This is a genomic window from Nocardioides okcheonensis (assembly GCF_020991065.1).
GTDB lineage: Bacteria > Actinomycetota > Actinomycetes > Propionibacteriales > Nocardioidaceae > Nocardioides > Nocardioides okcheonensis.
The window spans coordinates 242,989-256,642 of the sequence record NZ_CP087710.1; the positions used below are offsets into that span (position 1 = coordinate 242,989).

The following is a 13,654-nucleotide window of genomic DNA, read 5'->3' on the forward strand; positions in this document are numbered from 1 at the left end:
TGTCGGTGGCGGCCGCTAGAGTCGGCGGGTGCCTGAGACGAGCGAGCCCACCCGTGACGAGCCCCGCCGCCCCCGCCTCCTGCTGCTGGACGGCCACTCCCTGGCCTACCGGGCGTTCTTCGCCCTCCCGGTGGAGAACTTCGCCACCGCCACGGGACAGCACACCAACGCCGTCTACGGCTTCACCTCGATGCTGGTCAACGTCCTGCGCGACGAGGTCCCCACCCACGTCGCGGTCGCGTTCGACCGCTCGCGGCAGACGTTCCGCCTCGAGCAGTACTCCGACTACAAGGCCAAGCGCAACAAGACGCCCGACGAGTTCGGCAGCCAGCTGCCGCTGATCCGGCGGGTGCTCGACGCGCTGTCCATCCAGCACCTCGACCTCGCGGGCTACGAGGCCGACGACATCATCGCCACCCTGGTCACCGAGGCCCTGGCCGAGGGGATGGAGGTGCTGGTCCTCACGGGTGACCGTGACTCCATCCAGCTCGTCACCGAGAGCTCGACGGTGCTCTACCCGATGCAGGGCGTGAGCAACCTCGCGCGGCTCACGCCCGAGGCGGTGCAGGAGAAGTACGGCGTCCCGCCGCACCGCTACCCCGAGCTCGCCGCGATCGTCGGCGAGACCTCCGACAACCTGCCCGGCGTCCCGGGCGTCGGACCGGGCTTCGCCGCGCGGTGGATCAACCAGTTCGACGGCCTCGACAACGTCATCGCCCGCGCCGACGAGATCACCGGCAAGAAGGGCGAGGCGCTGCGCGAGCACCTCGGCGACGTGATCCGCAACCGTCAGCTCAACGCGCTGGTGCGCGACCTGCCGCTGCCGGTCCACCCGGGCGACCTCGGACGCCGGCCGTGGGACCGCACCGCCGGGCTCGAGCTGCTCGACGAGCTCGAGTTCCGCGGGGAGCTGCGCACCCGTCTGCTCGACACCATCGACCCCGAGCCCGACGGCGCGATCGAGGCCGAGTCGGGCTTCGAGCTCGACGGGCGCCGGCTCGCCGCCGGTGAGGTCGGCGCGTGGCTGGAGCAGCACGCCCCGGCCGGAGCGCGCGTGGGCGTCGCCGTCGGCGGCACGTGGCGCGCCGGGACCGGCGAGGTGCACTCGCTGTCCGTCGCGGCCGCGTCCGGCGACGCCGCCTGGGTCGACGTCGCCGACCTCGGCCCCGACGACGACGCGGCGGTCGCGGCCTGGCTGGCCGACGCGTCCCGCCCCAAGGCACTCCACGACGCCAACGGCCCGAGCCTCGCGCTGGCGGCGCGCGGGTGGCGCCTCGACGGCCTCGAGGTCGACACCGCCCTCGCGGCCTACCTCGTCCAGCCCGACCAGCGCTCCTACGACCTGGCCGACCTCACCCTGCGCTACCTCAAGCGCGAGCTGCGCCAGGACACCACCGACGCCGACCAGCTCAGCTTCGACGCGCTCGACGACACCACCGCCAGCGACGCGGGGATGCTGACCGCGCGGGCGGTCCTCGACCTCGCCGACGCGCTCGACGGGGCCGTCGAGGAGCGCGGCGGCACGGCGCTGCTGCGCGACGTCGAGCTGCCGCTCATCGCGACGCTCGTCCGGATGGAGCAGACTGGCATCGCGGTCGACACCGACTACCTCGAGGGCCTCGAGTCGGAGTTCGGCGACCAGGTGCGTGCCGCGGCCGAGGACGCGTACTCGGTGATCGGCAAGGAGATCAACCTCGGGTCGCCCAAGCAGCTGCAGGTGGTGCTGTTCGACGAGCTCGACATGCCGAAGACCAAGCGCACCAAGACCGGCTGGACCACCGACGCCGACGCGCTGCAGCAGCTGTTCGAGAAGACCGAGCACCCCTTCCTCCAGCACCTGCTGCGCCACCGCGACGTGATCCGGCTGCGCCAGACGGTCGAGGGCCTGCTCAAGACGGTCGCCTCCGACGGGCGCATCCACACCACCTACAACCAGATCATCGCCGCGACCGGTCGGCTCTCCAGCACCGACCCGAACCTGCAGAACATCCCGATCCGCACCGAGGCGGGCCGCCGGATCCGCGAGGGCTTCGTGGTCGGCGAGGGCTACGAGTCGCTGATGACGGCCGACTACAGCCAGGTCGAGATGCGGATCATGGCCCACCTGTCGGAGGACGAGCTGCTCATCGAGGCGTTCCGCTCCGGGCAGGACTTCCACTCGATCACCGCGGCCCGCGTCTTCGGCGTGGCGGCCGAGGACGTCTCGGTCGAGCAGCGGGCCAAGATCAAGGCGATGAACTACGGCCTCGCCTACGGCCTGTCCGCCTTCGGGCTCTCGCAGCAGCTGCGGATCAGCACCGGGGAGGCCGCGGGCCTGATGGAGGAGTACTTCCAGACCTTCGGCGGCGTGCGCGACTACCTCGGCGGGATCGTCGACGAGGCCCGGCGCTCCAGCTTCACCGAGACCATCCTCGGGCGTCGCCGCTACCTCCCCGACCTCACCAGCGACAACCGCCAGCGGCGCGAGACCGCCGAGCGGATGGCGCTCAACGCCCCGATCCAGGGGTCCGCGGCCGACCTCGTGAAGGTCGCGATGCTCGGCGTCGAGCGCGCGCTGCACGAGCAGGGGCTGCGCTCGCGGATGCTGCTGCAGGTCCACGACGAGCTCGTGCTGGAGGTGGCGCCCGGCGAGGCCGAGGCGCTCGCTGCGCTGGTCCGCACCGAGATGGGTGGCGCCGCGGACCTCGCGGTGCCGCTGGACGTGTCAGTCGGCGTGGGGCGCAGCTGGCACGACGCCGCCCACTGACGGCGGCCGCCCGGACCCGCCGTCGCGGGGCGCGCCCCGGTCGGCGCGGAGGCTGGCCACGACGAGGACGCCGGTCAGCACGGCCGTCACCGCGATCATCACGGCGAGCAGCTGGGTCGGGGTGGTCGTCGTCGCACCGACGGCCACCGCCACGGCGAGCGCCGCCCAGACCAGCAGGATCGAGCGCCGGCCCTCCCGGGCGAGGGTGGCGTAGACGAGGAGCTGGGTGACCGACAGCAGGGTGCCGAGCACCGCGAAGAGCCACAGGTGCCCCTCGACGGCCCGCAGCTTCTCGCTGTCGAGGAGGTCGGCGACGAACCCGGCGAGGAGCACGACGCCGGCGGTGCACACGGCGCCCAGCGCCAGGATCGCGGCTGTCCCGCGCAGCACGGCCCGACGCCGCTGGGTCGCGGTGGCCAGCGACGGGAACATCACGATCACCACGAACTGCGGCAGGTAGAGCATGATCTTGGCGACCAGCAGGCCGACGGCGTAGAGCCCGGAGCCCTGGGCGTCGAGCACGTGCCGCGCCACCACGATGTCGACGTTGGCGAGGGCGAAGAAGGCCAGCAGCGCCTGGGCGCTGTGCAGCGCCTCCCGCACCACCTCGCCGGAGCGCGGTGGCGTCGCGGCTCCCGGTGACGGTGACAGCCCCGGTGACGGCGTGCGGTGCGGGTCGGCGGTCCGCGGCCGGCGCAGCACCCACCAGCCGAGCACGACCGGAGCGATGTAGCCCAGGCCGCTGCCGAACAGGCCGACGCTCTCGGTCGGGTGCCACCACAGCAGCGCGAGGCCCACGATCCGCGGCACGCCCGCCAGGACGTAGAGCCACGACAGCTCGGCCCACCGCTTCTCGCCCTGCAGGATGCCGACGTGCGCGCCCATCAGGGTGGTCGGCACGGCCAGCGCCGCCAGGACGAGGGCCGGCACGACCGAGTCGAGCTGGAGCAGCCAGGTGACGGCGGGGGAGAGCACCAGCAGCGCGGCACCCACGGCCAGCGAGGTGGCGTAGGCGACCCGCAGGATCGACGCCTCCACCGTCGCGACCGACGCCGGGTCGGCGACGATGCGCCGCGCGGCCGTGGCCTGGAGGCCCATGTTGACGACCGAGACCACCATGAGCAGGTTGAGCAGGGCGAAGAACGCGCCGTAGGAGGCGGTGTCGAGGAGGCCGGCCGCGACGATGGTGAACCCGAAGGTGCACACGTTCATCACCGCGGTGCCGACGACGATGCCGCCCGTGCCGGACAGGAACGCCCGCACGCGAGGGACGCTCACGCGACGGACGCCGTGCTCGGGGCCGGGCGCCGTCCGGCCCGGGAGCCCAGGACGCCGAGGACCACCAGCAGCGCCGCGTCGACCGCGGCGACGGTCGCCACCAGCTCGGTGACCGTCGTGGCCCGGGACCCGACCAGCACGGCCACGACCAGCGCCACCCAGACCAGGACGACGGCACGCCGGCCCTGGCGGGCGATCGCGGCGTAGACCTGCAGCTGGAGCATGGCGAGGACCGTGCCGAGGACCGCGAAGACCCACAGCGCGCCCTCGACCTCGGCGAAGTCGGCGCCCCCCACGAACACCATCGCGATCCCGGAGAGCAGCTTGGCGCCGGCGACCACGACCAGGCCGAGCCCGCCGACGAGCACCAGGCCGCGCACCAGTGCGCGGTGCCGCCCGTCGGCGGTCGCCATGTCGGGGAAGGCGATGACCACGACGAACTGGGGGAGGAACAGCATCACCTTGGCCATGATCAGGCCCGCGGCGTAGAGGCCGGCGTCGTGCTCGCTGAGGACCTGGCGGGCCAGGACGATGTCGACGCTGGAGAGCGCGTAGAAGGCGAGGAGCGCCTGCATGTTGTGCGCCGCCTCGACCAGCACGGCTCGGGCCGAGTGGTCGGGGTCGGGCACGGCCGGCTCGGGCCTGCGCCCGCGCAGCACCCACCACCCGACCACGACCGGGAAGCAGAGCCCGACGAGCACGCCGAGGAAGGCGCTCGTCGCGTCGGGGCGCCACACCACCAGGGCCGTGCCGACGAGGAGGCGGGGCAGTCCGCCGGCGAGGTAGAACGCCGCGAGCGCGCCCCACCGCTTCTCGCCCTGCAGCACCCCTGCCTGCGCGCCGGCGAAGGTCAGCGGGATCGCGGCGAGGCCGACGAGCGACGCGAGGAGCAGGTCGTCGAGGTTGAGCAGCCGGTCGACCAGCGGGGTCGCGACCACCAGGACCACCCCGACGACGAGCGACACCCGGGCCCCGAGGGCGAGGACGACGCGCTGGATCGTGGCGACGCTGCCGCCGTCGACGGCGATCCGCCGCGCGGCCGCCGCCTGCAGGCCGTAGGCGACCACCTGCACCACGAGGGCCAGCCCGAGGCAGGCGACGAACGCGCCGTACTCCTTCGGTCCGACGAGGCGCGCGGCGATCATGGTGTAGCCGTAGGTGGCGACGTTCATGACGCTGGTCGCGACGGCGACCGCGCCGCCGTCGAAGGTGCGGCGCGTGCCTGCGCTGCTCGGGGCCGTCACGACCGGCATCCTAGGTTCACCTCGCGCGCCCCATCAGTAGGGGTCGGCGGTGTCGTCGTGCCCCAGCAGGCGCGCCAGCGGGCGCGCGCGCAGGCGCAGCAGCACCTTGACCACCACGTTGCGGGCGAACCACGGCATCTCGCGCAGGACCCGGACCCGGTCCGCGACGCGGGGCCGGCCGACCTCGAGGTGGGCGAGCGAGCCGGTGCGGGAGACGTAGCGGAGCCGGTCGCCGGCGACGCAGGCGCGCAGCACCGCGAGGGTGACGCCGACGGAGGAGAACGCGTCGTGCACCAGGACGGTGTCGCCCGGCTCGAGGAACCGGCTCCACCGCAGGTCGTCGAGGCACGACCACACGTCGTGCTTGCCGTCGACGTAGACCATCCGCACCGGTGCGGTCCACCGCTGGCGCACCTGCGCGCTGGTGGCGACGCGGACGTCGACGCGCGGTGCGACACCGGCGGCGGCGAGGTGGGCGCGGAACCGCTCCTCGGTGTCCGGGCGGCCGTACCTCCAGTCGCCCGGGAACGGGTCGACGGCCGTGACGGCGGCACCCGACGCGGCCAGCACGATCGTCGACCGGCCGAGGTGGCTGCCGATCTCCACGACGCGCGCCGGGGCCACCGCGCGGGCGGCGGCATAGAGGTCGGCGGCCTGGGCCTCGGTGAGCCAGCCGGGCACCTGCCGGGCGACGGTCCACGCGGCCTCGAGGTCGAGGACCGGCAGGGTCGGGTCGGTCACGTGGGTCCTCGTCGAACGGCGTCATGGGGAACCGGCACAGCATAGGCTGGTCGGGTGGCGTCGACCCCCGGAACGACCGCACCGGCGGCGCCCACGTGGCAGGACCGGGCGGTGCTCGCCTGGCCCTTGGCGCTCGCGCTGGTGCTCTGCCTGCCGCTCTACCTCCGCGCCGGCCACCCGCTCGCGCGCGACCTCGTCTTCGTGCCCCGGCAGCCGTTCACCGACGCCACGTGGGGACTCGGCGACGTGGCACCCCGCGCGGTGCCGCTCGACGCCGTCGTCGCGACGCTGACCCACGTCGTGGACGGGGGAGTCCTGGCGCGGGTCGTCCTCCCGGTCACCCTCGCGCTGCTGGGCTGGGGCGTCGCCCGGCTGGTGGTGCCGCTCGGTCGCACCGCCCAGCTCGCGGCGTCCGGGTTCGCGGTGTGGAACGCCTACGTCGTCGAACGGCTGGCGCTGGGGCAGTGGGCCCTGCTGCTCGGGTGCGCGGCGCTGCCGTGGCTGGGTGGCCGCCGCGATGCGCTTCCGGGCCGAGGGCCGACCCGCCGACCTGCTGGCTGTCGCGTGGACCGCGGTGGCCGCGCGGATGCCGGCCGCCGCCGCCTGCTCGCCGTGGCCGGCCTCGCCGTCGCGTGCCTCCCGCACCTGCGGCGCACGACCGCGGCCGTGGCGGCCGGGGTGCTGCTGCAGCTGCCGTGGGTGGTCGCCGCCGTCACCGGCCCCGCCGGCTCCACCTCCGACGCGTCGGGGGTGGCGGTCTTCGCGCCGGACACCGAGTCGAGGTTCGGCCCCGTGGTCGCGCTCCTGGGACTGGGCGGGATCTGGGACCGCGCGTCCGAGCCGGCCACCCGCGCGACGGCGGTCGCGCTGGTGGCGGCCGTGGTCGTCGTGGTCGTGCTCGCCGTCGGCGTCCCGCTGCTGGTCCGGGCCTGGGGGCCGGGTGACGCGGTGCGGTGGGTCGTGCTGTCCGCCGTGCTCGGGGGGACGGCCCTGCTGGCCGCGACGCCGTGGGGGCAGAGCGGCCTGGTCGGGCTCGTCGACACCGTGCCCGGCGCCGGACTGCTGCGCGACACCCAGAAGCTGCTGGCCCCGGTGGTGGTGCTCGCCTCGGCGGCGTTCGGCGCGTGCGCCGCCAGGCTGGTGGCGCTGCTCGGCAGGGTCGAGGGCGCCTGGGCGGGCGTGGTGGTCGTCGCGCTACTGCCGGTCCTGCTGCTGCCGGACGCGACCGTGCGGACGTGGGCGACGGTCGCCCCGGTGCGCCTCCCCGACGACCTGGGGCGTGCGGCCGAGGTGCTCGACGGCACGCCGGGGGTCGTGGTCACGCTGCCGTGGCGCGCCTACCGCTCCTTCGACTGGGCGCACGGGGGCGTCCTCACGTCGTCGGACCCGGCGACCCGGATGGTCGACGCCGACGTGGTGACCAGCGACTCGCTCCAGGTGGGCCCGGTGCTGGTGCCGGGGGAGAGCCCGCTGGCCGCCGAGATCGGAGCCGCCCTCGCCCAGGGACCGCCCGCCGCGGTGCTGCCCGACCTCGGGGTCACCCGGGTCGTGCTCTACCCCGACGACCCGGACGCCGCGACGGTCGACACGTCCGGGCTCGAGCCGGTGCTCCGCACGCCCGTGGTGGAGGTCTTCCGGGTCCCCGGCGCGGAGCCGGCCGCGCGCGCCGGCACCACCGTCCGCAGGCTCGCGGTGCTGGGGGCGCACGCCGTCGCGCTCGGGGTGCTGCTGGTCGCGATCGGCGTCCTGCTGGCAGGTGCCGTACGCCGTCGGCGGCCGCGGGGCGGCGATCGCCGGAAGTCGGCGCGCGGAGTCCGAGACGCGGACCCCCCGGTCATGTACCCTGACGCTCGGTAACTTCGGCAGAGGGAGACAGATCAGTGAGCAGCACGGGCACCTCCGGATCGGCACTCGGCGGCTTCATCGCCATGTTCCTCCCGATCCTCATCGGCTGCATCCTCGCCGCGATCGGTCTCTTCAGCCTCGTCTACAGCCAGACGACGGCCCCCGACAAGAACCCTGCCAGCCAGCAGATCCTCGTCTACGGCGACTGATCGGCCGCGCCGGCCGCCAGCAGCACCTGCTCGGCCCGCACGGCGCACGCCTCCCAGGTGAGGGAGGCCGCCATCTCGCGCGCCGCCGCTCCCATGCGTCGGCGCGCTTCGGCGTCCGCCAGCAGCCTCCGGGTCGCCTCGACCATCTCGTCGAGGTCGTCGACGAGCAGCCCGGTGGCGCCGTCGCGGACGGACTCGGTCACGCCACCCGCGCCGGCGTAGGCGATGCTCGGCGTGCCCTGGGCGCCCGACTCGGTGATCGCGAGGCACCAGCCCTCCTTCACCGACGGCATCAGCATCACCCACGCCCGCCCGACGATCTCGTCGCGCCGTGCCTCGGTGACGTGGCCGTGGAAGGTGACCCGGTCCGTGACGCCGGCCGCGGCGGCCGCGGCGGTCAGCTCGTCGTGCCACCACCCGTCGCCGACGACGTCGAGGTGCAGGTCGGGCAGGTCCTCGGCGAGCCGTCGCACGACGTCGAAGGCGTGCTCGATCCGCTTGTGCGGCACCAGCCGCGAGAGCACGGCGAGGCGCGGCGCGGGTGACTCCGCCGGCGGCTGCGCCGGCGGTGCGGTGGACAGGCCGTTGCGCACGACGGTGATGGAGGCGGCGGGGACGCCGAGCGAGGCGAGGTCGCGCGCCGAGGCGTCGGAGACGGTGAGGAAGGGGCGCGAGCGGTAGAGCAGCGGCACGACCCGGCTCTCGACGAACCAGCCGATCCGCCCACCCCAGCCGGGGTAGATGATGCGCCACTGCTCGGCGTGCACGTGGTGCACGAGCGCGACGACGCCGCGCCGCCTCACCAGCGGGGTGGCGAAGGGCAGCCCGTTGACGACGTCGACCACCACGTCGACGTCGCGCCGGTGCCGCAGCAGCCAGGCCAGCCCGGCCGGGTAGACGGTGAGCCGGCCGCCGAGGCGTCGCAGGCGCACGCCGTCGCGCTCCTCGCGCCCGGCGGCGCCGGGGTGCCGGGCACACAGCAGGGTCACGTCGTGCCCGCGGCGGGCGAGCTCGCGTCCGACCGACTCGACGAACACCTCCGAGCCACCGCCGTCGGGGTGCGTGGTGTCGCGCCAGGAGAGGATGGCGATGCGCATCGCCTCAGGTCCCGGCGAGCGCGCGGGCAGCGCCGGCGAGCTCCTCGCACAGGGGCATGTCCAGGCCCTCGAGCTGCTCGAGGCTGACGCCGACCCGCTCGGCCGCGAGGTCGGAGCCGATCCACTCCAGCGGCGCGGGTCGGGTGTACCAGTCGTCATCGGTGGCGGTCGAGCGGAGGAAGCCGACCGGCCCCGACGGCATCGCGGAGATCTCGTAGTAGCCGAACTGGGTCTGGTTGCGCAGGTCGAGGTCGGCGTGGCCGCTCGGCGGGAAGTCGAACGGGTTCGCGCCGTACTCGCCGTCCGCGCCGGTGAGCACGAACCGCAGCTCGCGCTCGTCGGTCACCTCGAGCAGGACGGTGTCCTGGGTGCCCTCGATCCGGAAGAGGGGGACGCGACCCGGTCGCAGCCGCCCGTCCGGACGGATCCGGACGGCACGCCCGCGCGCCTGGACGGTGGTCCACGGCTCGTAGGCGTCGCCGGTGTTGAGGTAGAGGGCGTCGCAGTCGCCGACGACGCGGAGCTCGTCGGTGCGCCCGCCGTCGAGGGAGTCGGCGAAGGTGACCAGCCGGGCCTGGGCGGTCGGGGTCGCGGCGCGCTGCCACTCGAGGTAGCGCTCGAGGTCGGGGCCGCGCGCGGCCACCGAGGCGGTGCTGACGCCGATGGCGAGCTGCGCGAGGACCGAGAACGCCGCGAGCCCGGTGGCCGCGACCGCCACGACCCGGAACGTCAGACGGCTCCGCACGTGGTGGCCGATCAGCGCCGTGCCGATGGCCCCGCCGAGGACCAGGGCCGGCACGAACTCGCTGGCGTAGCGCGCGGCGAAGTAGCCGTAGGCCATCACGCCGCCGGTGATGAGCACCGCCGCGATCATCGGCACCCGCAGCACCCGCACGCGCTCGGGGGCGCGCGGCGAGCAGACCACCACCGTCGACAGGATCTGCAGCAGCATCAGCAACGGCATGAACGCGGTGGCGCTGCCGGTGCGGTAGGCCTGGTCGACGAACGCGCCGGCCAGGGCCTCCGGCGGCCGGGCGGGCAGGGTGATCCAGGGGAAGTAGTCGACGAACCGGATCCCGGTGGGCCACAGGTAGGCGTGGAAGGCGGTCGGGAAGAACTGCAGGCCGGTGATGGCGCCGCCGTTGACATCCAGCGCCTCGCGCCGGTGCGCGTTGACCTGGGTCCAGACCTGGTCCTGCAGCGGGAACATGTAGACGTGGTCGAACTTGTGGAGGTTGTAGAGGATCGACACGGTGAGCGGGACGGCTCCGGCGAGCAGGATGCCCCACCACATGCGCCGCCGCGCGGGGGTGGTGCGCCGCACCGCGAACCACGCGGCGACCGCGATGACGGTGAGGCACAGGGCCCAGCCCGCGGTCGCGCGGGTGCCGATCGCGGCCAGGCAGAACGCTCCCAGCCAGCGCACCTCGTGCCAGCCGGGTGCGGTGAGGACCCGCAGCAGCCAGTAGAGCGCGCCCACGGACGCGGCGATCGCCCAGGCGTAGACCTCGTGGTAGACCCACGGGAGCGAGGCGTCGTAGGTCATGAAGGTGCCGCCGCTCGCGGCGGCGAGGAAGACGCCGACGAGCCACGCCTGGCCGCGTGAGACCTGCGACGACCCGCTGACGCGGGCGAGGAGCCACCACACGAGCTTGGTCGTGCAGACCACGAACACGATCCAGGCCAGCGCCATCGACAGGAGCGTGAGCTTGCCGTCGAACTCGCGGGTGGTCATCAGGACCGGCAGGCGCAGCAATGCCGGGAACGGCGGGAAGTACATGTAGGTCACGCCGTCGCGGATGAACCCCTCGATGGCCATGCTGCCGTCGGGCACGGCGATGCGCCCGTCGAGGAACGCGCGTGCCTGGAGCTCGTAGACCCCCGAGAAGAAGCCGGACGCGGCCGTGCGCCCGAGATCGCGTGAGACGTTGAAGAGGGTGAGGAGGTGGACGATGCCACCGATGGTGAGCCCTGCTGACGTGCTGATGACCCGGCGCTGGTGGTCGGGATCGGTCACGCCACCTCCAGTCGGTAGAGGAACTGGTAGCCGAAGAGGCGGGGCCACGCCCGGACCATCACCTGGTCGGCCCGCGTCACGCCGTTGACCACCTTGCGCCGCGCCGGCGGGGTGCCGGGCCCGTCGATGACGGCGTCGAACGGGGTGCCGACGGTGCGCCGCTCGACGACCCGCAGACCGGACTCGGCGAAGAGGCGCTCGATGGTGGTGCGGGTGAAGAAGCGGACGTGGCCGCGGTCCAGCGGACCGCGCTGGTCGTAGTCGAACTTGCCGACGGCGATCCGCCCGCGGGGGTACCAGTGGCCGAAGTTCGGGACCGACACCAGGATCTCCCCGCCGGGGACGAGCTTGGAGACCAGGTCGTCGAGGAGCTGCTGGGGCTCCATCACGTGCTCGAGGATGTCGCCGGCCACCACGACGTCGTACTCCGCGCGGATGGCGGCGGGCAGCGGCTGGTTGAGGTCGGCCTCGATGAAGGCGTTGACCCGGTCGGCCACGCCGTCGAGCTTCTGGCGGTCGAGGCCCGTCACGTGGTGGCCCTGGCGCCGGGCGAGGTCGGCGAACCGGCCGTCGAAGCAGCCGGCGTCGAGGACCTTGGCCGGCTCGCGCCCGGACAGCCACTCGAGCAGCACGCCGTGGGAGCCGGTGGCCTTGAGCTCGTAGAGGTCCGACTCGGTCGAGGCGACGCCGCCGCCGAAGCCGCGCTCGTTCGCCCAGTGCCGCAGCACGTCGCCGGCGACGTCGCGGGCGTACTTCATGCCGTTGACGTAGCAGATCTCGTCGCCGTAATAGGTGGGGATCGGCACCTCGACGATCCGCTTCCGGGCGCGCACGAGGCCGAGGATGATCTCGGTGTCGAAGTCGAAGCCGTCGGAGTACGACGCGAGGTCGAGGTCGCTGAGCGAGTCGGTGCGGTAGGCGCGGTAGCCGGAGTGCCACTCCGACAGGCGCTGCCCGGTCAGGGCGTTCTGGAAGCCGGTGAGGATGCGGTTGCCGACGAACTTGTAGGCCGGCATGCCGCCGGAGCGGGCGCCGCCCTTCTCCAGCATGCGCGAGCCGAAGACCGCGTCGGCCTCGCCGCTCACCAGCGGCGCGACGAGGTCCTCGATGCACTCGGGTGCGTACTGGCCGTCCCCGTGGAGGAGGACCACGACGTCGAGGCCGTGCTCGATGGCCCAGCGGTAGCCGGCCTTCTGGTTGCCGCCGTAGCCGAGGTTGCGCTCGTGCTTGACCACCGTGACCGGGAAGGTCGCGGTGTCACGGAAGCGCAGCCCGATCTCGTAGGTGTCGTCCTGGCTCGCGTCGTCGCAGACCATCACGTGGTCGACCGAGGCGGCGAACGACTCCGGCAGGCGGGAGAGCGTGCGCTCCAGGGTCGAGGCGGCGTTGTAGGCGACGACGAGCACGCCCACGCGAGGGGTGCGGGCCTCCTGGCCGGTGACCTCCGGCACGTCAGCAGACTTCACGGGCACTCCTCCAAGGCGTGCAGGCGGGCGCTCCACGTGACGAGCGCCTCACGAACCGGCCGAGTGTAACCCGTCGGTAGCCTCCGCAGGCGCGGTTCTGGGGAAGCCTCGGGAGTGCTCCTCGCGGTGCCGGTCGTGGTGGCATGATGCGCGCCATGGAGACCGCCCTGCAGCTCGTCGACATGACGCGCCTCGACGCCGGCCGCGACGCCACGGCCGCGCAGTACCAGTCCGCGACACCCTTCCCGCACGTCGTCCTCGACGACGTGCTCCGGCCGGAGGCGTTCGCCGCCGCGGTCCGTGACTTCCCGGGGATCGACGACGAGTTCTGGAAGGGCTACCTCCACGTCAACGAGACCAAGTTCAGCAACACCGATCCCGACACGTGGGCCGAGAGCCTGCAGGCGGTCGCCCAGGAGTTCTGCTCGGCCGAGTTCGTCGCCTACCTCGAGGACCTCACCGGGATCGCGAACCTGATCCCGGACTACACGATGGACGGGGGCGGGCTGCACATGACCAAGCGCGGCGGCCACCTCAACATCCACGCCGACTTCACCACCCACCACACCCACGAGAACTGGGCGCGGCGGGTCAACATCCTGCTCTACCTCAACGAGGAGTGGGAGGACGACTGGGGCGGCAAGCTCGAGCTCTGGGACCCGGCGATGACCGCGTGCCAGGGCACCGTGACGCCGGCCGGCAACCGGATGCTGGTCTTCACCACCACCGCGGACTCCTTCCACGGCCACCCGGACGGGCTGACCTGCCCGCCCGACGTGGCCCGCCGCTCCCTCGCGATGTACTACTTCACCGAGGAGGCCGCGCCGGTGCGCCGGTCGACCAACTACCAGGCGCGCCCCGACGAGGGTCGCGCCCGCAAGGCCGCGATCGCCGCCGACCGCACCGTGCTCGACGTCTACGACCGGCTCAAGCGTCGCCTCGGGATCTCCGACGAGGCCGCGCACAAGGTCCTCGGGCGGCTCTCGAAGCTGCGCAAGCGCAGGTGACCGG

10 protein-coding genes are annotated in these 13,654 nt (G+C 73.6%); 4 read left to right on the top strand and 6 right to left on the bottom strand.

Annotation, left to right across the window (positions count from 1 at the left end; translation table 11 throughout):
- The first annotated feature begins 28 nt into the window (after positions 1 to 28).
- A complete protein-coding gene (gene polA / locus LN652_RS01115) occupies positions 29 to 2,746 on the top strand; it encodes a DNA polymerase I (protein WP_230442880.1) in 2,718 nt (905 codons plus the stop codon).
- Here polA and LN652_RS01120 read toward each other — a convergent pair.
- The 3 genes from LN652_RS01120 to LN652_RS01130 are packed head-to-tail and all read right to left on the bottom strand — an operon-like array spanning position 2,705 to position 6,009.
- Positions 2,705 to 4,024: a lipopolysaccharide biosynthesis protein gene (locus LN652_RS01120; protein ID WP_230442881.1), complete on the bottom strand. Its 1,320-nt coding sequence runs from the start codon at positions 4,022 to 4,024 to the stop codon at positions 2,705 to 2,707. The genes polA and LN652_RS01120 overlap by 42 nt on opposite strands.
- Positions 4,021 to 5,277 (bottom strand): oligosaccharide flippase family protein, encoded by a 1,257-nt coding sequence (locus tag LN652_RS01125; protein WP_407941513.1) that lies wholly within the window; start codon positions 5,275 to 5,277, stop codon positions 4,021 to 4,023. Before LN652_RS01125 ends, LN652_RS01120 begins: the two co-directional genes overlap by 4 nt.
- 24 nt (positions 5,278 to 5,301) lie before the next feature.
- Positions 5,302 to 6,009 carry a class I SAM-dependent methyltransferase gene (locus LN652_RS01130; protein ID WP_230442883.1) on the bottom strand — a complete coding sequence of 236 codons (708 nt, stop codon included), beginning with the start codon at positions 6,007 to 6,009 and terminating at the stop codon, positions 5,302 to 5,304.
- Positions 6,010 to 6,063: 54 nt separating this feature from the next.
- On the opposite strand from LN652_RS01130, the gene LN652_RS01135 reads away from it, so the two are divergent.
- Together LN652_RS01135 and LN652_RS01140 are read left to right on the top strand one after the other, a co-directional pair.
- Positions 6,064 to 7,866, top strand: coding sequence for a hypothetical protein (locus LN652_RS01135; protein ID WP_230442884.1), 1,803 nt, complete (start codon positions 6,064 to 6,066; stop codon positions 7,864 to 7,866).
- A 23-nt stretch (positions 7,867 to 7,889) separates the two neighbouring features.
- Positions 7,890 to 8,063: a hypothetical protein gene (locus tag LN652_RS01140; RefSeq protein WP_230442885.1), complete on the top strand. Its 174-nt coding sequence runs from the start codon at positions 7,890 to 7,892 to the stop codon at positions 8,061 to 8,063.
- Here LN652_RS01140 and LN652_RS01145 read toward each other — a convergent pair.
- The 3 genes from LN652_RS01145 to LN652_RS01155 are packed head-to-tail and all read right to left on the bottom strand — an operon-like array spanning position 8,051 to position 12,643.
- On the bottom strand, positions 8,051 to 9,160 hold the full coding sequence (locus tag LN652_RS01145) for a glycosyltransferase family 4 protein (protein ID WP_230442886.1): 1,110 nt from the start codon (positions 9,158 to 9,160) through the stop codon (positions 8,051 to 8,053). The two genes, LN652_RS01140 and LN652_RS01145, sit on opposite strands and share 13 nt — an antisense overlap.
- A gap of 4 nt (positions 9,161 to 9,164) precedes the next feature.
- Entirely contained in the window at positions 9,165 to 11,177 is a 2,013-nt protein-coding gene (locus LN652_RS01150; RefSeq protein WP_230442887.1) for a hypothetical protein, read from the bottom strand.
- Positions 11,174 to 12,643, bottom strand: coding sequence for a bifunctional glycosyltransferase/class I SAM-dependent methyltransferase (locus tag LN652_RS01155; protein ID WP_230442888.1), 1,470 nt, complete (start codon positions 12,641 to 12,643; stop codon positions 11,174 to 11,176). The genes LN652_RS01150 and LN652_RS01155 overlap by 4 nt, the downstream gene beginning before the upstream one ends.
- A gap of 155 nt (positions 12,644 to 12,798) precedes the next feature.
- On the opposite strand from LN652_RS01155, the gene LN652_RS01160 reads away from it, so the two are divergent.
- Positions 12,799 to 13,650, top strand: coding sequence for a 2OG-Fe(II) oxygenase (locus LN652_RS01160; RefSeq protein ID WP_230442889.1), 852 nt, complete (start codon positions 12,799 to 12,801; stop codon positions 13,648 to 13,650).
- Positions 13,651 to 13,654: the final 4 nt, after the last annotated feature.

Coding starts and splice junctions, on each gene's coding strand:
- LN652_RS01125 (WP_407941513.1), bottom strand. CDS start 5,277: ATGCCGGTCGTGACGGCCCCGAGCAGCGCAGGCACGCGCCGCACCTTC.
- LN652_RS01145 (WP_230442886.1), bottom strand. CDS start 9,160: ATGCGCATCGCCATCCTCTCCTGGCGCGACACCACGCACCCCGACGGC.
- LN652_RS01160 (WP_230442889.1), top strand. CDS start 12,799: ATGGAGACCGCCCTGCAGCTCGTCGACATGACGCGCCTCGACGCCGGC.